The 17,899-nt window shown below is 59.9% G+C and carries 20 protein-coding genes; 12 read left to right on the top strand and 8 right to left on the bottom strand.

From position 1 onward, the window contains the following. The first annotated feature begins 3 nt into the window (after positions 1-3). The 6 genes from atuC (at position 4) to ppnP (ending at position 6,736) form a co-directional block, all read left to right on the top strand. Entirely contained in the window at positions 4-1,620 is a 1,617-nt protein-coding gene (gene atuC / locus KVG87_RS16580) for a geranyl-CoA carboxylase subunit beta (RefSeq protein WP_217851635.1), read from the top strand. A 30-nt stretch (positions 1,621-1,650) separates the two neighbouring features. After that, positions 1,651-2,808, top strand: coding sequence for a citronellyl-CoA dehydrogenase (gene atuD, locus KVG87_RS16585; RefSeq protein WP_217851637.1), 1,158 nt, complete (start codon positions 1,651-1,653; stop codon positions 2,806-2,808). After that, entirely contained in the window at positions 2,805-3,602 is a 798-nt protein-coding gene (locus tag KVG87_RS16590) for an enoyl-CoA hydratase/isomerase family protein (RefSeq protein ID WP_217851640.1), read from the top strand. The genes atuD and KVG87_RS16590 overlap by 4 nt, the downstream gene beginning before the upstream one ends. 203 nt (positions 3,603-3,805) lie before the next feature. Further along, a complete protein-coding gene (locus KVG87_RS16595) occupies positions 3,806-5,767 on the top strand; it encodes an acetyl/propionyl/methylcrotonyl-CoA carboxylase subunit alpha (protein WP_217851642.1) in 1,962 nt (653 codons plus the stop codon). A gap of 70 nt (positions 5,768-5,837) precedes the next feature. Continuing rightward, positions 5,838-6,380 carry a 3'-5' exonuclease gene (locus KVG87_RS16600; protein ID WP_217851643.1) on the top strand — a complete coding sequence of 181 codons (543 nt, stop codon included), beginning with the start codon at positions 5,838-5,840 and terminating at the stop codon, positions 6,378-6,380. A gap of 71 nt (positions 6,381-6,451) precedes the next feature. After that, positions 6,452-6,736 (top strand): pyrimidine/purine nucleoside phosphorylase, encoded by a 285-nt coding sequence (ppnP, locus tag KVG87_RS16605; RefSeq protein ID WP_024013687.1) that lies wholly within the window; start codon positions 6,452-6,454, stop codon positions 6,734-6,736. Positions 6,737-6,808: 72 nt separating this feature from the next. On the opposite strand, the gene KVG87_RS16610 is transcribed toward ppnP, so the two are convergent. After that, entirely contained in the window at positions 6,809-7,615 is an 807-nt protein-coding gene (locus tag KVG87_RS16610; protein WP_217851644.1) for an MOSC domain-containing protein, read from the bottom strand. A gap of 190 nt (positions 7,616-7,805) precedes the next feature. Continuing rightward, the gene (locus tag KVG87_RS16615; RefSeq protein ID WP_016770829.1) at positions 7,806-8,741 is read right to left on the bottom strand and encodes a chemotaxis protein CheV; all 936 of its coding nucleotides are present in this window, start codon (positions 8,739-8,741) and stop codon (positions 7,806-7,808) included. A gap of 454 nt (positions 8,742-9,195) precedes the next feature. On the opposite strand from KVG87_RS16615, the gene KVG87_RS16620 reads away from it, so the two are divergent. From KVG87_RS16620 to KVG87_RS16630, 3 genes are all read left to right on the top strand, one after another. Next, complete coding sequence (locus KVG87_RS16620) at positions 9,196-9,666, top strand: hypothetical protein (RefSeq protein WP_217851858.1); 471 nt, start codon at positions 9,196-9,198, stop codon at positions 9,664-9,666. 463 nt (positions 9,667-10,129) lie between these two features. Then, positions 10,130-11,023, top strand: coding sequence for a sensor histidine kinase (locus tag KVG87_RS16625; protein WP_217851860.1), 894 nt, complete (start codon positions 10,130-10,132; stop codon positions 11,021-11,023). Next, positions 11,020-11,679, top strand: a complete 660-nt coding sequence (locus KVG87_RS16630; RefSeq protein WP_041478445.1) for a response regulator — start codon at positions 11,020-11,022, stop codon at positions 11,677-11,679. The genes KVG87_RS16625 and KVG87_RS16630 overlap by 4 nt, the downstream gene beginning before the upstream one ends. Here the strand turns inward: KVG87_RS16630 and yegS are convergent. Continuing rightward, the gene (gene yegS / locus KVG87_RS16635; protein ID WP_217851645.1) at positions 11,663-12,580 is read right to left on the bottom strand and encodes a lipid kinase YegS; all 918 of its coding nucleotides are present in this window, start codon (positions 12,578-12,580) and stop codon (positions 11,663-11,665) included. The two genes, KVG87_RS16630 and yegS, sit on opposite strands and share 17 nt — an antisense overlap. 315 nt (positions 12,581-12,895) lie before the next feature. Between yegS and KVG87_RS16640 the strand changes: the two genes are divergently transcribed. Further along, positions 12,896-13,204: a hypothetical protein gene (locus KVG87_RS16640; protein ID WP_172834003.1), complete on the top strand. Its 309-nt coding sequence runs from the start codon at positions 12,896-12,898 to the stop codon at positions 13,202-13,204. Between the two features lie 59 nt (positions 13,205-13,263). Here KVG87_RS16640 and KVG87_RS16645 read toward each other — a convergent pair whose 3' ends face one another. Both KVG87_RS16645 and moaB read right to left on the bottom strand, forming a co-directional pair. Then, a complete protein-coding gene (locus KVG87_RS16645; RefSeq protein WP_217851646.1) occupies positions 13,264-14,490 on the bottom strand; it encodes a molybdopterin molybdotransferase MoeA in 1,227 nt (408 codons plus the stop codon). Next, a complete protein-coding gene (moaB, locus tag KVG87_RS16650) occupies positions 14,474-15,013 on the bottom strand; it encodes a molybdenum cofactor biosynthesis protein B (protein WP_217851648.1) in 540 nt (179 codons plus the stop codon). Before moaB ends, KVG87_RS16645 begins: the two co-directional genes overlap by 17 nt. 81 nt (positions 15,014-15,094) lie before the next feature. On the opposite strand from moaB, the gene mobA reads away from it, so the two are divergent. Together mobA and KVG87_RS16660 are read left to right on the top strand one after the other, a co-directional pair. Then, entirely contained in the window at positions 15,095-15,697 is a 603-nt protein-coding gene (gene mobA, locus KVG87_RS16655) for a molybdenum cofactor guanylyltransferase MobA (protein ID WP_217851649.1), read from the top strand. Positions 15,698-15,775: 78 nt separating this feature from the next. After that, complete coding sequence (locus KVG87_RS16660; RefSeq protein ID WP_016770600.1) at positions 15,776-15,997, top strand: YgdI/YgdR family lipoprotein; 222 nt, start codon at positions 15,776-15,778, stop codon at positions 15,995-15,997. Positions 15,998-16,079: 82 nt separating this feature from the next. On the opposite strand, the gene KVG87_RS16665 is transcribed toward KVG87_RS16660, so the two are convergent. From KVG87_RS16665 to KVG87_RS16675, 3 genes are all read right to left on the bottom strand, one after another. Then, positions 16,080-16,970: a pseudouridine synthase gene (locus KVG87_RS16665; protein WP_217851651.1), complete on the bottom strand. Its 891-nt coding sequence runs from the start codon at positions 16,968-16,970 to the stop codon at positions 16,080-16,082. Between the two features lie 70 nt (positions 16,971-17,040). After that, positions 17,041-17,358 (bottom strand): hypothetical protein, encoded by a 318-nt coding sequence (locus tag KVG87_RS16670; protein WP_016770837.1) that lies wholly within the window; start codon positions 17,356-17,358, stop codon positions 17,041-17,043. Between the two features lie 113 nt (positions 17,359-17,471). Further along, positions 17,472-17,708, bottom strand: a complete 237-nt coding sequence (locus KVG87_RS16675) for a glutaredoxin family protein (protein ID WP_217851653.1) — start codon at positions 17,706-17,708, stop codon at positions 17,472-17,474. Positions 17,709-17,899: the final 191 nt, after the last annotated feature.

Raw genomic sequence — 17,899 nt, forward strand, 5'->3', positions numbered from 1 at the left:
GCCATGGCGCAGATTCAGTCGCAACTCGATCCGCACAGCGAAGCGTTCGCGCGCAACCGCGCGGCCATGCTCGCCGCCATCGAGCAGGTTCAGCAGCTCGAACAGAACCTGCTGAACAAGGCCGCCGAAGCCAAAGACAAATTCAGCAAACGCGGGCAACTGTTGCCCCGCGAGCGCCTGAACCTTTTGCTCGACCCCGGCGCGCCGTTCCTCGAACTGGCCAGCCTCGCCGGCTACAAATTGCATGACGACAAGGACGGCAGTTCGGCCGGTGGCGGGCTGATTGCCGGCATCGGTTATGTCTGTGGCGTCCGTGCGATGGTGGTCGCCAACAACAGCGCAATCAAGGGCGGCACAATCTCGCCGAGCGGCCTGAAAAAATCCCTGCGCCTGCAACAAATTGCTCGGGAAAACAAACTGCCGATGATCACTCTCGCCGAAAGCGGCGGTGCCAACCTCAACTACGCGGCGGAGATTTTTGTCGAAGGTGCGCGCAGTTTCGCCAATCAGGCGCGCATGTCAGCGATGGGTTTGCCGCAGATCACCGTGGTGCACGGCTCGGCCACCGCAGGCGGCGCCTATCAACCGGGGTTGTCGGATTACGTGGTGGTGGTGCGCGGCAAGGCCAAGCTGTTTCTCGCCGGCCCGCCATTGCTCAAAGCGGCGACCGGCGAAGTGGCCAGCGATGAAGAGCTCGGTGGCGCCGAGATGCACGCGCAGGTCGCCGGTACCGCCGAATATCTCGCTGAAAACGATGCCGATGGCCTACGTCAGGTCCGCGAGATCATGCGCATGTTGCCCTGGAACGAACAGTTGCCCTGGCTGCCGGAGCCGCAATACAAGGAACCGCTCTACCCTATCGACGAACTGCTCGGGCTGATCCCGGACGATGCGAAAAAGCCCTACGACGTGCGCGAAATCATCGCGCGGATTGCCGATGAGTCGGACTTCCTCGAATTCAAAGGCGAGTTCGATCAGCAAACCCTTTGCGGCCAATTGAAAATCCAGGGCCGCGCCTGCGGCTTCATTGGCAACAACGGCCCGATCACCCCGCAAGGTGCGAGCAAGGCGGCGCAGTTCATCCAGTTGTGCGACCAGAGCCAGACGCCGCTGCTGTTTTTCCACAACACCACGGGGTTCATGGTCGGCACCGAATCGGAACAGCAAGGGGTGATCAAGCACGGCTCGAAACTGATTCAAGCGGTGGCCAACGCACGGGTGCCTAAACTGACCATTGTCGTCGGTGGTTCCTACGGCGCCGGCAACTACGCCATGTGCGGGCGCGGGCTCGATCCGCGCTTCATCTTCGCCTGGCCCAACAGCCGCACGGCAGTAATGGGCGGCGCACAGGCCGGCAAGGTCTTGCGCATCGTTACCGAAGCCAAACAGCTCAAGGACGGCATTGAGCCGGATCCGAAAATGCTCGACATGCTCGAACAGATGACCGCGCAGAAACTCGACAGCCAGTCCACCGCACTGTACGGCAGCGCCAACCTGTGGGACGACGGCCTGATCGACCCGCGCGACACCCGCACCCTGCTCGGTTACTTGCTGGATATCTGCCACGAAGCCGACATGCGCACGCTGCAACCCAACAGCTTCGGCGTCAGCCGCTTCTGACCGCCACGGATCCTACGGAGAACAACAACAATGATCTTCACCCCGGAACACGAAGCCCTGCGCCGCACCGTCCGCCAGTTCGTCACGCACGAGATCAACCCGCACGTCGAAGATTGGGAAAAGGCCGGACGCTTTCCCATCCACGAAATTTTCCGCAAGGCCGGTGAGCTGGGCCTGCTGGGCATTTCCAAGCCGGAAAAATTCGGCGGCATGGGCCTCGATTACAGCTATTCGATCGTCGCCGCCGAAGAGTTCGGCACCATTCATTGCGGCGGGATTCCGATGTCGATCGGCGTGCAGACCGATATGTGCACACCCGCCCTCGCCCGCTTCGGCTCCGATGAATTGCGCGAAGAGTTCCTCCGGCCGGCCATCACGGGCGAACAGGTCGGCTGCATCGGCGTTTCCGAAGTCGGCGCCGGCTCCGATGTCGCCGGGCTGAAAACCACGGCGCGCAAGGACGGCGATGACTACGTGATCAACGGCAGCAAGATGTGGATCACCAACTCGCCGAGCGCCGATTTCATCTGCCTGCTGGCCAACACTTCGGACGACAAGCCGCACATCAACAAGTCGCTGATCATGGTGCCGATGAACACCCCCGGGATCAGCCTCAGTTCGCACTTGGACAAGCTCGGCATGCGCAGCTCGGAAACCGCGCAGGTGTTCTTCGACAACGTGCGCGTGCCGCAGCGCAATCGCATCGGCCACGAAGGCGCCGGGTTCATGATGCAGATGCTGCAGTTCCAGGAAGAACGCCTGTTCGGCGCGGCAAACATGATCAAGGGCCTGGAATATTGCATCGACAGCACCATCGAGTACTGCAAGGAGCGCAAGACCTTCGGTAATGCGCTGATCGATAACCAGGTGATCCACTTCCGCCTCGCCGAATTGCAGACCGAAATCGAATGCCTGCGCGCACTGGTCTATCAGGCTACCGAGCAATACATCAAAGGTCAGGACGTCACCCGACTGGCATCGATGGCCAAGCTCAAGGCCGGACGCCTCGGCCGGGAAGTCAGCGACAGCTGCCTGCAATATTGGGGCGGCATGGGCTTCATGTGGGACAACCCGGTGGCCCGCGCCTATCGCGATGTGCGCCTGGTATCGATTGGCGGCGGCGCCGACGAAATCATGCTGGGGATCATCTGCAAACTGATGGGCATCCTGCCGGGGAAAAAGAAATGAGCAGCCTGCCCGATTGCCAGACGCTGTTGCTGGAACTGCATGGCGGCGTGCTGCACATCACCCTCAACCGCCCGGACAGCCGCAATGCGATGAGCCTGCAAATGGTCGCCGAACTGCGCGCGGTGCTGGCGGCGGTGCGCGATGACCGCACAGTGCGGGCCTTGGTGCTCAGCGGTGCCGGCGGGCACTTCTGCGCCGGTGGCGACATCAAGGACATGGCCAATGCCCGGGCTCAGGGCGCGGACGCTTACCGCGAGTTGAACCGGGCGTTTGGCGCGTTGCTGGAGCAAGCCCAACATGCGCCGCAAGTGCTGATCACTGTGCTGCAAGGCGCCGTGCTCGGCGGCGGCTTCGGCCTGGCTTGCGTCAGCGATGTTGCGATTAGCGATCACCAGGCGCAGTTCGGTTTGCCGGAAACCAGCCTTGGCCTGATCCCGGCGCAAATCGCACCGTTTGTGGTGCAACGGATAGGCCTGACCGAAACCCGCCGACTGGCCCTGACCGCAGCGCGTTTCGATGGCCACGAGGCGCATCGTTTGGGGCTGGTGCATTTCGTTGAACAGGATGCGCAAGCGTTGGCCGAGCGACTGGATGAGGTCTTGCAACAGGTGCTGCGCTGCGCACCCGAAGCGAATGCGGTGACGAAAAAATTGTTATTGGCCAGCGCCGGGCAGCCTTCGAGTGAATTGCTCGATGAGGCGGCGCAGTGGTTCAGCGCGGCGGTAACCGGAGACGAGGGAATCGAGGGGACCATGGCTTTTATGCAGAAACGCAAACCTCGGTGGGTCAGCTAAAAGCTTCGCGAGCAGGCTCGCTCCCACAGGTCGAAATGCATTCCAAATGTGGAAGCGAGCCTGCTCGCGAAGAGGCCCGCACCTTCGCCGCCCAAAACTCAGGAGCGCCCGAATTCGCGGTTGAAATGCATTCCAAATGTGGGAGCGAGCCTGCTCGCGATGAGGCCATCACATTCAACGCCAAAAAACTCAGGAACCCCACCATGCCCACCCTCCACAAAATCCTGATCGCCAACCGCGGTGAAATCGCCTGCCGCATCCAGCGCACGGCCCAGGCGCTGGGCTATCGCACCGTCGCGGTTTTCAGCGACGCCGACGCCGATGCGCTACACGTGCAAATGGCCGATCAGGCCGTACACATCGGCCCGGCGCCAGTGCAGCAGTCCTACCTCAACATTGCGGCGATCATCGACGCCGCCCGACGCTGCGGCGCCGATGCGATTCACCCGGGCTACGGCTTTCTCTCGGAAAACGCCGATTTCGCCCGCGCCTGCGCCGAGGCAGGGCTGATTTTCATCGGCCCCAGCGTCGAAGCGATCGAACTGATGGGCAGCAAACGCCTGTCGAAAATTGCCATGCTCGACGCGGGCGTGCCATGCATTGCCGGCTATCAAGGCGCAGCGCAGGACGACGCGACCCTATTGGCCGAAGCCGAGCGCATCGGCTATCCGCTGATGATCAAGGCCAGTGCCGGTGGTGGTGGACGTGGCATGCGTCTGGTGCACGAGGCCAGCGAACTGGCGGCGCAACTGCGCACCGCGCGGTCCGAAGCAATGAACGGTTTCGGTAGCGACGAGTTGATTCTTGAGCAGGCGTTGATCGAACCGCGCCACGTCGAAGTGCAGCTATTCGGCGACCAGCACGGCAATCTGGTCTACCTCGGCGAACGTGATTGCTCGATCCAGCGCCGCCATCAGAAAGTCATCGAAGAAGCGCCGTGCCCGGTGATGACCGCCGAGCTGCGCCAGGCCATGGGCGAAGCGGCGCTCAAGGCCGGGCGCGCGGTGGATTACGTCGGCGCTGGCACCGTGGAGTTCCTCCTCGACGCGCGCGGGCAGTTCTACTTTCTGGAGATGAACACCCGTCTGCAGGTCGAGCATCCGGTGACGGAATTGATCACCGGGCTGGATCTGGTCGCGTGGCAGTTGCTGGTCGCCGAAGGTCAGCCGATACCGCTGACGCAGGAGCAGGTCCGCCTCGACGGTCACGCCATGGAAGTGCGCCTCTACGCTGAAGATCCCGCTGCGGATTTTCTCCCGCAAACCGGCCGAATTGCCGCATGGCAGCCGGCTTCTGATCACGGCGCACGGATCGATCACGGTCTGCTTGAAGGTCAGTCGGTCAGCCCGTTCTACGACCCGATGCTGGGCAAACTGATCGCCCACGGTGCCACCCGCGAAGAGGCGCGGCGCAAGCTGTTGCGTGCGGTGCAGGACACGGTGCTGCTTGGCGTGCAAAGCAATCAACGCTTGCTCGAAGGCCTGTTGCAACATCCGCAGTTCATCTGTGGCGATTTCAGCACCGCCTTCATCCAGCAACATTTTTCCAGCCATGCCAGCCTCAACACTTATGTGCCGACGACGGAGCAACTGGCGATTGCCGTGGTGTTGTTCTATCAGGCCAGCGCCCTGCCCCATCGCGCCCCGTTGAATGGCTGGCGCAACAACGCCAGCGTGCCGTTGCACTATCGACTCGGCAGTGACGAGCAGGACTGGACGCTGTCGGTGCTGGCGCGCAAATCCGGCGAATGTGTCGTGCAGCTGGGCGAACGCACGCTGGAGTTGAAAATCATCAAGCACACCGCGCAATCGGTAACCATGGAAATCGACGGCCTGCGCCAGCGTTATGCCTACCGTCTGCACGATGGGCAGCTATGGCTGTTCACGCATCCAGGCAGCCTGCGCCTGGAGGATCGAACTCATGCGCCGATCGACAGTCAGACCAGCGTCGCCTCCGGCACCCTGAAAGCGCCGATGGACGGTGCCATTGTCGATGTGCTGGTCAGCGAAGGCAGTACGGTCAGCAAGGGACAATTGCTGGTGGTGCTGGAGGCAATGAAAATGGAGCATCCGTTGAAGGCCGGCATCGATGGCGTGCTCAAACGGGTGCAAGTGAAGGTCGGCGATCAGGTAAAAAATCGTCAGGTTCTGTTGCAGGTCGAGTAGTCGCCCGGGCACAAGCGCGGGGTTTGACTACGCTCTGATAAATCAGAACGCGGAAATCAGGAACCCTGCGATGCCCCATTGGCTGGTCATAGATCTGGAAGCCACCACAGACGAGGGTGGCTGGCCGGTCACGGAAATGGAAATTATCGAGATCGGTGCGACCCTGGTCGACCGCGCCGGGCGCGAGCAGGATCACTTCCAGCGCTTCGTCAAACCGACCCGCCGTCCATTGCTGACGTCGTTCTGTCGGGAGCTGACGCACATCAGCCAGGCCAATATCGATTCGGCGCAACCGCTGAGCGACGTCTGGCCAGCCTTTGAGCGCTGGCTTGCGCAGCATCAGGCTCGCCTTGAAGGCTGGGCCAGTTGGGGCGGTTACGATCGCCAGCAATTGCTGCAGGAGTGGCAGCGCCTGCACATCGACAGCGGCCTGAGCAAAGTCCCGCACATGAACCTCAAACAGCGCTTCGCCAAGGCCCGCCGCCTGGAACGACCGCTGGGGCTCAACGCCGCGTTGCAACTGGCGGGCATGCAGTTCAACGGCCAACAACATCGCGCGCTGGAAGATGCCCGCAATACTGCACGGTTATTGCCGCTGGTCCTGCCGCTTTAGACGCGTGACGGCGCGAAAAGCCTTGTGCATACTGGCCGCCCCCTTTTAAGCCCTTTTCGAGGAATCCGCCCATGTTTAAAGTCAACGAGTACTTCGACGGCACCGTCAAGTCGATCGCCTTTGGCACCGCTGAAGGTCCGGCGACCATTGGCGTCATGGCCCCGGGCGAATACGAATTCGGCACCAGCCAGCGCGAGATCATGCATGTGGTGTCCGGCGCGCTGAGCGTAAAACTGCCAGACAGCAGCGACTGGGAAACCTTCGCCGCCGGCAGCCAGTTCAACGTCCCGGCCAACAGCAAGTTTCAGCTGAAAGTCGAAGTGGATACCGCTTACCTGTGCGAATACCGCGGCTGATCCCGACGGTTTCACAGCGCAAAAAAATGCCCGCGTCCAAAAGACCCGGGCATTTTTCGTTTCAGCGACAACCTATTCGAGGATTTCCACCGGCATGCCGACTTCCAGGCGGCCTTTGCCGTCGTTGACCAGATTCTGTCCGAACATCGCGCCATCGGCGGTTGAGCGATGTTTCTGTAACGTCGCGAACGGCTCGCGATCGGCGCTGCGCTCACCGGTTTGCGGGTCGACAGTGGTCATGATGCAACGCGCGCACGGCTTGACCACGCGGAATTCGATATCGCCGATGCGAATGCGTTTCCATTGGTCCTCGGCGTAAGGCGCGCTGCCTTCGATCACCAGATTCGGACGGAAGCGCAGCATCTCCAGCTCTCGCCCTACCGTTTCCGAGAGCGCCAGCCGCGAGGCTTCGCCGATCAGCAGCAATGGATAACCGTCGGCGAACGCCACTTGATCGTCATCCTTGCCGAAACCCGCTTGCGTGGTACGTGCCCGCTCCAGCGGCATCTGCACCAGACGTGTCGGCTTGCCGAGGAAGTCGCTGACAAACCGCGCGGCTTGATCACCGGCGTCCGGCACCCGCAGGGTGTCACGCCAGATCGTCACACCGCGCAGCTCGGCGTCGGCAGCGGGCAGCGCGACTTCGATAGCACCCTGCTCGGGAGCGCTGAGGGTCAGACCGCCGCCGGCATTCCATAACGCCGACAACTGACTCATCTTCGCTTCGGCACGCTGGGTCAGAAAGCGCCCGCTGGCCTCGTCCACCAGCATCCAGCGTCGGTCGCCCGCCAGCCCGAGCTTGTCCAGCTCAATGCTTTGCAGCATTTCGCCCTTGCCGGATTTCAACGGGTAACGATAAAGCGCGCTCAGACGCAGCATGGCCAGCTCCCTGATGGAAAAACGCCACCCTATACGAGCTTCAATACCGAATCAAAGCCGTCATTAATGTAAATGCACTTCTGTGGGAGCGAGCCTGCTCGCGAAGAGGCCGGCACATTCACCATCAATGTGTCCGACCCTGCGCTTTCGCGAGCAGGCTCGCTCCCACAGGAAGCAAAATGTGCGTGTTTCAGGCCGGCACGGCGTCGAGCATCAGACGCTGGCGCACCACGTCGACCAGTTTGTCCGGCTGGAATTTGGAAAGGAAGTTGTCGCAACCGACTTTCTTCACCATCGAGTCGTTGAAACTGCCGGACAGCGAGGTGTGCAGCACGACATACAGGCCACGCAGGCGAGGGTCGTTGCGGATCTCCGTGGTCAGGCGATAGCCGTCCATTTCCGGCATTTCCGCGTCGGTGAAAATCATCAGCAGTTTGTCGGTCATGTGCACGCCGGTATCGGCCCAGGCCTTGAGCATGTTCAAGGCTTTCAGACCGTCGCTGGCAATGTGCATTTTCACCCCGAGCTGTCCGAGGGTATCGCGCAATTGCGAGAGCGCTACATTGGAGTCGTCCACCAGCAACACTTCGCGGCCACGGGCGCGCTCCAGTACCGGATCGTCGAGTTTCTCGCGCGAGACCTTGGCATTGTACGGGACGATTTCCGCGAGGACTTTCTCGACGTCGATGATCTCCACCAGTTGATCGTCGACCTTGCTGATCGCGGTCAGATAATGCTGGCGGCCGGCACTGGTCGGCGGCGGCAGAATGGCTTCCCAGTTCATGTTGACGATGCGGTCGACACCGCCGACGAGGAAGGCCTGCACCGAACGGTTGTATTCGGTGACGATGATCGTGCTGTTCGGGCCCGGCACCAGTGGGCGCATGCCGATTGCCTGGGAAAGGTCGATCACCGGCAGGGTCTGTCCGCGCAGATTGACCACGCCGCAGACGAAGGGATGACGCTGGGGCATCAGGGTCAGCTTGGGCAATTGCAGCACTTCCTGAACCTTGAACACGTTGATCGCGAACAGCTGGCGTCCGGCCAGGCGAAACATGAGGATTTCCAGGCGATTCTCACCCACCAGTTGCGTGCGTTGGTCTACCGTGTCGAGAATGCCGGCCATCAATGACTCCTGGGCTTGTTCTGATGAATTCACTATGGGGGTTTATCGGCTGCATTCAGCTAATCTTGATTGCTGTAAAGCGCGTCGCTAAAAATGCCACAAACGGCCATTGATGTCACACTGACATCATGCTTTACTGGCAATCGTGATTTCATCTGCTAGATTCATTGCGGCGCGACCTCGGTTTGCACGTTAGGTTCCCGCGCCTAAGGGATTCCCCTAGGATCAATCAGGCCCAACCTGATATTCGCCATTTCCAATAGCCATTACTGTGACGCCATTCTCATTGCATGAACGGAGTCAGGCTATTGTGTGCGATCGCAATTCAGTGGCAACCCACCCTCTGGAACCCCTCGGTCCGTGCACCTGCACCGCCGGGCGCGATCTGCCGACGATTCACGGTCGTCGCCACACACGGCCATCCGTCAACCAACACGACGTGGTGGAGATGAACATGCCAATCGACCGTAAAGACTGGGCGCAACGCTTCCCCGAATTTCTGGTCGAGGCCGAAACGCTTCTCGCCAAGTCCGAAGAATGCCTGAGCCATCTGCAACTGATCAGCAACGACAAGGATGCCATCGACTGCATGCTCGGCACTCTGCTGAAGCTGGCCGGCCGTGCCGAAGCCTTGGCACTGGAAGCGATCTCCGAGTTTTCCCTGCACATCTACAGCCTGCTCAATTTGCAGCAGGACCACGTCGATCTGCACGAGCAGGCCCTCGATGCGTTACGCGACTGCCTGACCTTGATGGCGTGGCAGCTCGAGCTGGTCGATCCCAAGACCGGGCAGCTGACCCTGGATAAAAGCGAACAGACTGATCTGCTCGAAGCCTTCGCGGCACAAATGGGCCAAACCTCGTTCGAGCCCAAGATGGTGAGCAAACGTTTGCTCTCTTCATCCTTTACCGCGCGCCAGGCTTGAGCCGGTAAGTCGCGATATTGTCGTAAATGAATACTTCGTGCCTGAAAGCGACAATCCGGGGCAAATAATCAGCCCGACCAACGGTTAATTTTCAGGTGCCGCCATCAGGGTTTTCCCTGTGTGCACCCAGCGACACTTCCAGGCAAATCGAAGTGGCCCAAATACAACAACTCCAACTTTTTCCAATATGGAACTTGCGTCCACGATCCGATATTTCCTGACTGAATGGACATATATAGCAACCGCGACCAACGGTATGTTAAGTGGTATTATGCCGCCGGTTAGTTGCCTGCCGGTTAATGGCATACTGACTTCAGTGTTACCTTTTCGATGTTATTGCCAGTCAATGATCGCTTAATGAATGCGGATTGAATCAATAACATAAATGACAGTATTTCCACACAGAGATCCGCCAGTCACCGGTCGGTCTGCCCGCAGCGAACATCCATTGGCTCCATCCGTTATGTACGCCAGTCTCAAGTCACTTATCACATGGCCACCTTCTCGGGAAAACGCCCGGCGCTTCACACTTGTCCTGTGTGTTCTGGCGACCTCGGGCAGTCTGCTGGCGTATGTTGTTTCCGCACGCCTTCCTTTGGGATTGCTGGCGCTCGACATCGCCGCCACCGCGTGCGTCTGGGTGCAATATCGCTTGTCACGCAAATCGATCAAGTTTCAGCCACAAGAGTTGGCTGATCGACTTCTGCAAGTCCAGGAAAACGAGCGTCATCGCCTCAGCCGTGAATTGCACGACGATATCGGCCAGTTGCTCACTGCCGCCAAGCTGCAAAGTGACTGGCTCAAACGCCGCCTGCCGGAGGATCTGCAGGAACAATGCAAGGTGCTCTGCGACACGCTGGATGAAACCCTGAACAAGGTGCGTGACGTCTCGGCGATTCTCAATCCACGTCAATTGACCAGCCTGGGCCTAGAAGCCAGCCTGCGTGCGCACTTGCTCAAGACACTGGCCAACACGCCGGTCAACTGGAGTCTCGATTGCCAGCAACGGCTCAACGGCATCCCCGAGGAAATGGCCGTCGCCGCGTTTCGCATCGCCCAGGAAGCGGTGACCAACATCCTGCGCCACGCACAGGCAAAAAACCTGTTGATTCGGGTACAGCGATTGCCGCAAGGTCTGACGCTGTTGATCAGTGATGACGGCCTGGGTTTTGCCCCGGCGGCCGACCCGGCCAGAGAAGGCCAACGCGGCATGGCCGGAATGGCCGAGCGCATCGAACAGTTGGGCGGCACATTGAGCGTTATCAGCGAGCCGGGCAAAGGCACTCGAATCGAAGCACTTTTCCCCTGGGCGCCGCGAGCGCTCGAACGGGCCAGTACGAATAAGGTTATGCGTTGACTTGTAACTTACTTCTGGTGGATGACCACTCGCTGATCAGAGCCGGCGTGCGTGCTCTGGTTCTGGATATTCCCGGTTACGCGGTAATCGGCGAAGCCAGTGATGGTTCGCAATTGCTCGAAATGGTCGAGCAACTGAGCCCCGACATCGTATTGCTGGACATCTCGATGAGGGAAACCGGTGGCCTGGAAGCGCTGCAACGCCTCAAGCGTGTGCGGCCGCAGAGCAAAGTGCTGATCCTGTCGATGCACACCGATCCGGCGCTGATCATGCAGGCGCTGGAGTCCGGCGCCCACGGCTACCTGCTCAAGGACACCACGGCCACCGAGCTCGAGCACGCGCTGGAAGCCCTGCGCAACAACGAACGCTACCTCAGCCCGGCCATCGCTCACACCGTGATCAATCAGGCACTGACCCGCAACCAGAAAAGCCAGCCGGACATCGCCGATTCGCACAATCTGACCGCGCGCCAGCTGGAAATCCTTCGCCTGATCGTGCGCGGCAAATCGACCCGGGAAATCGCCAACGGCCTGGGCTTGAGCGTCAAGACCGTGGAAACCCACCGCGCACAGATCATGAAGCGCTTGCAGATCTATGACGTGGCGGGCCTGGTGCTGTTCGCCGTGCGTGAGCAGATCATCAGCCTTGATGACTGATTGACGGTTGTTGGCCCAATAACGGCGAGTCTTTCGGCAGATGCACCTGCAACGCTGCAGGTTTCGCAACAAAACGCAGACTGTCACCCTCCAGTGGCTCGCCGTCGAGATTGATGCTCAGCCCTTCGGCGACCTTGATCTCGACCCACGGCAATCGCGCCCGCACGAACATGTTGTCGAGGCCGAAGCCCTCGCTCAGCAGATTCTTCAGCGTGCCGACCAGTTCTTGCGGTGCCGGCAGGATACTGATGTCCAGCAAACCATCGTCAACTTGTGCCTCGGGGCACAGCACATGGCCGCCACCCGCCTGCCGGCCGTTACCGATGCCCAGCGCCAGCAGCTCACCCTGCCAATGGAAATCCGGGCCTTGCAACTCGCCGTAAGCGGCATGCAGTTCGCTGAACCGGGTCAGGCCGGTAAATAGATAAGCGGCGCCGCCCAAGACCTTTTTCAGATCTTCCGAAGTATTGGCGGTCACCTGGCTGCCGAATCCGCCGGTCGCCATGTTCAGGAAAATCTGCCCGCCCACTTCGCCCAGATCGATATCCGAGGGCTGAACATCCAGTAGCTCAAGGGCTTCGGCAGGCTCCAGGGAAATACCGGCGGCGCGGGAGAAATCGTTGGCGGTTCCCAGCGGCAGCAACACAAGACTGGCTTTTTGCGGATGCTGCGCCAGCGCCTCGGCAATATCGCGCAAGGTGCCATCACCGCCACCGGCGATGATTTTGCTGTAGCCGGCCGCCAACGCTTCCTCGACCAGACGCTGGGCGTCGCCGGCCTCCCAGGTCACTCGCACAGCCAGCTCCCAGCCTTGCTCACGCTTGGCTTCGACGGCAGCGCGGACATCCTCGTTGAGTGCCTGTTTGCCATGCAAGATCAGCAGTGCCCGGCGTTCACTCATAACGTCACTCCAAGAATTGAAATCGATTGAAACATCTTGACCACTGTGCGCCTTAAAAAAGCCACCGAGCTGGCAATTAATTCTTCGTCCAACTGCTGGCGTCCTACACAGCGGTATTTTTTCTTACGAAACAAGAGGAATCGGCTTAATTGACCCCGTCCGACCATTGGGTCACCGTGTGCCAGCAGCATCAACCTTCAACCCAATAACACAAGGATGTGCCGGTAATGAACGGATACCCCCCGATTTATTTCCATGAATCGAGCAATGGCAAAACCAGCAAGCGTGCAGTTGATACGATCGGCGAGAACTTCCATGCACAACCATGAAACCAAGGCACCGGTGAGCCCGGTCGCCGCTCTCGCCGAAAGTCGTGCCAGCAAGAAACCAGACTTCTGTAACAGCGCCAAGACCCCTGGAGAGTTTGATATGGAACCCCGAGTCAGCGAGCTGGAGACTCACTTCAAATACATGCGCCGCGATATGGACGAAGTGCTCAATGATGTCCGGACGATCAAACACCGTCTGGCGTATTCGGCGGGTGCCACCGCTGTCATCCTCGGTCTGCTGGGCTGGGTGGCCAACAGCCGATTCGACCAGTTGGTGACATTGATCAGCAACTGACCGAATCATTCGTTGCACGCGCCGTGCGTTTCAGCCGACGCGTGCATGGGCGAGATGCTCTACCCCAGAAGGTCACTGAGGGGAATGAAGCTCACTGCATCACCCTCGCTCAGCGTGCGGCCTTCTAGGACTTCCACCAATCCGTCGGCCCACGCCGCGCTACGCAGCACCCCCGAACTCTGGTTGCGGTAAATGATCGCCCGCCCCTGTTCCAAGCGCCCGCGCAGATATTCACGACGGTTGCCGGCCACCGGCCAGACAAAGCCTGCTGGCACTGCAAACTTGAGCGGCTCGACATCTTGCACACCCAGGCGTCGCAACAGATAAGGCCGCGTCAGCAAGGCGAACGTCACCAGCGTAGAGGCGGGATTGCCGGGCAGGCCAATCACCGGCACGTTGCGGAAATGACCGAACGTCAATGGTTTTCCGGGCTTGATCGCCAGTTTCCACAGGTCCAGCTCGCCTTCTTCACGCAAGGCAATGCCGAGGAAGTCCGCTTCACCGACCGAGACCCCGCCGGTAGAGAGGACCAGATCGACATTTTGCAGCTCACCCAGCCGCGCCCGCGTCGCGGGTAGATCGTCCGGAAGAATTCCACCATCGATGACTTCGCAGCCCAGACGCTGCAGCCAGCTGCACAGAAGCACGCGGTTGCTGTTGTAGATCTGGCCCGGACCCAATGCCTGACCGGGTTCAACCAGCTCGTCCCCAGTGGACAGAACCGCCACCCGCGGCTTGCGCACGACGTTAACCCCGGCACAGCCAAGCGAAGCAGCCAGGCCTTGCTCAATCGGTCCGAGCCGGGTTCCAGCTTGCAGCACCAATTCGCCGACCGTGGTTTCCTGCCCTTGCGGACGAATGTTCTGCCCGGCTTTCAAAGGTTCAAGAAAGCGCACTCGGCCGTCGGCCTGAACTTCGGCGTTTTCCTGCATCTCGACACAGTCAGCGCCCGGCGGCAACGGCGCCCCGGTAAAGATGCGTGCGCAGGTACCTGGTTCCAACGGCTGCGGAGATTGCCCGGCAAACACCTTTTGACTGACCGGCAGCGGCTCGCCCTGCCAATCCAGCAGGTTCAAGGCGTAGCCGTCCATGGCGCTGTTCGGCCACGGCGGCAGATCCAGCGTCGAGATCAGATCTTCAGCCAGCACCCGCCCTTCGACCTGAGCCAGCGGCAAGTGCTCGCGTTCGACAATGCGCGACGCATCGGCCATGGCCAGCAAACGCTCGAGCGCCGTTTCGACAGGCAGCAAACTGCTGGTCTTGCCCGGCTTACCCACGGGATTCACAAGGCGCCGCCTGCTTCAGATGGGTGACGAAGTTGCACGGACGATGACGGGCGTCCAGTTGCTCAGCAAGAATGCCATCCCAGCCAGTGCGCACCGCATTGGTCGAACCCGGCAGGCAGCACACCAGCGTGCCGTTGGCCAAGCCTGCCAAGGCACGGGACTGCACGGTCGAAGTGCCGATATCGGCCACGGAGATATGGCGGAACAGTTCGCCGAATCCGTCGACCTGCTTGTCGAGCAGACATGCCACCGCTTCCGGTGTGCTGTCACGCCCGGTGAAGCCAGTGCCGCCGGTGATCAACACAACCTGAACCACATCGTCGGCAATCCAGTTGGCGACTTGCGCACGGATTTTGTAGAGATCATCTTTAAGCAAAACCCGCTCGGCCAGCGCGTGACCGGCCGCGATCAAGCGATCAACGAAGACCTGGCCGGAGGTATCGGTTTCCAGGGTTCGGGTGTCGCTGACAGTCAGCACCGCAATATTGAGCGGCACGAAAGGTACATCAGCCTTGGCTTTCATAGGCTCTTCCAGTTGTAGGGGAAACAGCCCGGTGTTATATCACAGCGGCTCATTTTTCCGCCGCCCCTCTGGAGAGTCGTCATGCCCTCGAACAACCCGTTGCCATCCTGCTCCGTCCTGCTTCTGGCCGGTGGACGCGGTCAACGCATGGGCGGTCAGGACAAGGGCCTCATCGAGTGGCTGGGCGAGCCGTTGATCGCGCATTTGCAGCGCAAGGTACGGCCGCTGACCGACGATCTAATTATCTCGTGCAACCGCAATCGCGAGCGTTATGCCGGGTTTGCCGATCAGTTGGTAATGGATGATGAAGGCGATTTCCCCGGGCCGCTGGCCGGTATTCGTGCAGGACTGAAAGCGGCGCGCCATGCGCATTTGCTGGTGTTGCCGTGTGATGTGCCGAGAATCGACAAAGCCTTGCTGCAAGACATGCTGACCACTGCCGATCTGCAACGTGAAAAACCTTTAATGCTGCGCCACGGCGAGCACTGGGAACCGCTGCTGTGCGTGATTCCGGTGGCGCTGTTGCCGGCATTCGAAGCAGCCTGGAATGCAGGCGAGCGCAGCCCGGGGCGGGTGATGCGCAGTCTCGGCGCCGTCGCATTGCAATGCCCTGACAACGATCCGCGACTGGCCAACCTCAACACCCCGGAATTGTTACATCTGCACAACACTGTGTCAGACTGACACTATCCAAGGAACTCTCACGCCTTGTTTACGTCTCAAGCTCAGTAACCAGAAGATTTCCCATTCGGAGACACACTCATGACTCAACGGACCCTCGCCACTTTCATGCTCGCACTGGGCCTGGCAACCCTCGCCGGTTGCTCCTCGCCGACAGTGATCACCTTGAATGACGGTCGCGAAATCCAGGCCGTCGACACCCCGAAATACGATGATGATTCGGGCTTCTACGAGTTCCAGCAGCTGGACGGCAAAGAGACCCGCATCAACAAGGATCAGGTTCGTACCGTTAAAGAGCTGTAAGGCTCCGCGTCGTTACCGGATACAGAAAAGCCCGCATTGTCATGCGGGCTTTTTCTTGGGCACTCGGAAAGCAGTTTCAGCATTACCACTGCAAGGTGATTCGACTCTCGAACTCCCGCAACTCACCGGTCACCGGATCGATGAAGCGCAGGCCTTGCGCAAGCAGCTTCAACGGGTTGGCGTAGTCGTCCTCGACATCTTTCAACACCGTCGGATAAAACGGATCGTTGCAAATACTCGCTCCCAGCGACGTCATGTGCACCCGCAACTGATGCTTCTTGCCCGTCACGGGATAAAGGCCATAGCGCCACAGATCACCATTTTTCTCACGCACCTCGACCGCCGTTTCGGTATTGCTGGCGCCAGGCCCTTCTTGCATGCGGAAGAACGGCTCGCCATCGACCAAACGGCTCTTGTGCACCAACGGGAAATTCAACTCGGGCAGCGCCCGGGCGATCGCTTCATAGCGCTTGTCGATCTGCCGGGTCGGGAACAACGACTGATAGGCCGAGCGGGTTTGCGGGTTGGCCGAGAAGATCACCAGACCTGCCGTGTGCCGGTCGATGCGGTGCAGCGGCACCAGATGCGGATTGTCCAGCCGACGGATCAGCCGCCGCAGCAGGGTTTGTTCGACATATTCTCCGGCCGGGGTTACTGGCAGAAAGTGGGGTTTGTCGGCCACCACCAAGTGTTCATCGGCGTAGAGAATCGACTCGAGCACCGGGATCGGCTTCTCGTCCGGCACTTCGCGAAAGTAGTGAATGCGCAAACCTTCCTTGTACGGCAAGTCCAGCGCAATCGGCTGGCCCTGCGCATCCAGCACCCGCCCCCGAGCAATCCGGTCGAGCCATTGTTCGCGGCCGATGGCACTGAAGTGCTCGCACAGGCAATCGAGCACTGTCAGCCAGGGACCGGGCGGTAAATACAAGGTGCTGGCCTGATTGTGCGCAGCGGAAAATACGGGGCTGGTCATACGAAACAGAAATCCTCAATGCAGGCCGGCATTATCCAACAGTGAGGCAAAGCCACCTAGCGCAGTTTGATCAGGCCGGAATCGATTTGAGAGCCGCTGCTTCGGTGAACTCCTTCAGCCAGCGCAACACATCGACCGCTTCCCAACGCCCTGGATCGTACAACGCGTATAACAGTCCCTGATAACCGACCACATCCAGCTGCTTGTGATAACCGGCGCGCTGAAACAGGGCTTCGATCTCGGCAAAGCAGGTGTTGAAATGCAGCTTGTTGAACGGCGTCTTGCCTTCCGTGACCAGCCCGTCCAGGCGCAATTCGAGGACGGCCTCGCGCACCACGTCGACCGACATCCGGTTAACGCTGCTCTTCAACTGTTCGACATTGACCACGGTTCATCCCTCTGACTCGATTGCTGTATGGACATACAGTAACCGAAGAAGTCAGCGAGCGCCAACGCAAGGATGCATTGCTGCGACCAGCGGGAGAACGAGAGTAAAGCTCATCATCGTAAAAACGCCGCGATTTCATCGCCACTGAACGGCCAATCCAGCTCAGCGCCAATGTCGACCCGCCGCAGTACCGGGATGCGCAAGCTGTATTTTTCGAACCACGATTCGTCTTCGGCGATGTCCACCAGTTCAACCAGCAGACCATGCTCGACGAAGGGCATCAGCTCGGCTTCGGCGACTTCACACAGGTGACACCCGAGGGTGCCGAACAGCTGACATTCAGGAGGCATGACGGCATTACCGGAAAACAAGTGAGCCCATTCTAGGACGCCACTAAACCCTCGTCGACCCGGCGCCGCTCAAAGGACCCAACGCTCCCGGCGCAAAATCCTGACGCAAATCATTCAGCGCAAATTGCAAATGCGTCATCCTCGCGGACTTTTTGCCTCTACGCTTCAGAGGCCAACGCCCTGACAGCGGA

The organism is Pseudomonas siliginis (assembly GCF_019145195.1).
Taxonomy (GTDB): domain Bacteria; phylum Pseudomonadota; class Gammaproteobacteria; order Pseudomonadales; family Pseudomonadaceae; genus Aquipseudomonas; species Aquipseudomonas siliginis.

Excerpts from the sequence above, each read along its gene's own strand:
- KVG87_RS16620 (WP_217851858.1), top strand. The coding sequence starts at position 9,196 with ATGCCAATCGACCGTAAAGACTGGGCGCAACGCTTCCCCGAATTTCTG.
- KVG87_RS16625 (WP_217851860.1), top strand. The coding sequence starts at position 10,130 with ATGTACGCCAGTCTCAAGTCACTTATCACATGGCCACCTTCTCGGGAA.
- ppnP (WP_024013687.1), top strand. The coding sequence starts at position 6,452 with ATGTTTAAAGTCAACGAGTACTTCGACGGCACCGTCAAGTCGATCGCC.
- KVG87_RS16640 (WP_172834003.1), top strand. The coding sequence starts at position 12,896 with ATGCACAACCATGAAACCAAGGCACCGGTGAGCCCGGTCGCCGCTCTC.
- KVG87_RS16595 (WP_217851642.1), top strand. The coding sequence starts at position 3,806 with ATGCCCACCCTCCACAAAATCCTGATCGCCAACCGCGGTGAAATCGCC.
- KVG87_RS16615 (WP_016770829.1), bottom strand. The coding sequence starts at position 8,741 with ATGGCCGGCATTCTCGACACGGTAGACCAACGCACGCAACTGGTGGGT.
- moaB (WP_217851648.1), bottom strand. The coding sequence starts at position 15,013 with ATGAAAGCCAAGGCTGATGTACCTTTCGTGCCGCTCAATATTGCGGTG.
- atuC (WP_217851635.1), top strand. The coding sequence starts at position 4 with ATGGCGCAGATTCAGTCGCAACTCGATCCGCACAGCGAAGCGTTCGCG.
- atuD (WP_217851637.1), top strand. The coding sequence starts at position 1,651 with ATGATCTTCACCCCGGAACACGAAGCCCTGCGCCGCACCGTCCGCCAG.
- KVG87_RS16600 (WP_217851643.1), top strand. The coding sequence starts at position 5,838 with ATGCCCCATTGGCTGGTCATAGATCTGGAAGCCACCACAGACGAGGGT.
- KVG87_RS16610 (WP_217851644.1), bottom strand. The coding sequence starts at position 7,615 with ATGCTGCGTCTGAGCGCGCTTTATCGTTACCCGTTGAAATCCGGCAAG.
- mobA (WP_217851649.1), top strand. The coding sequence starts at position 15,095 with ATGCCCTCGAACAACCCGTTGCCATCCTGCTCCGTCCTGCTTCTGGCC.
- KVG87_RS16675 (WP_217851653.1), bottom strand. The coding sequence starts at position 17,708 with ATGCCTCCTGAATGTCAGCTGTTCGGCACCCTCGGGTGTCACCTGTGT.
- KVG87_RS16590 (WP_217851640.1), top strand. The coding sequence starts at position 2,805 with ATGAGCAGCCTGCCCGATTGCCAGACGCTGTTGCTGGAACTGCATGGC.
- KVG87_RS16660 (WP_016770600.1), top strand. The coding sequence starts at position 15,776 with ATGACTCAACGGACCCTCGCCACTTTCATGCTCGCACTGGGCCTGGCA.
- KVG87_RS16665 (WP_217851651.1), bottom strand. The coding sequence starts at position 16,970 with ATGACCAGCCCCGTATTTTCCGCTGCGCACAATCAGGCCAGCACCTTG.
- yegS (WP_217851645.1), bottom strand. The coding sequence starts at position 12,580 with ATGAGTGAACGCCGGGCACTGCTGATCTTGCATGGCAAACAGGCACTC.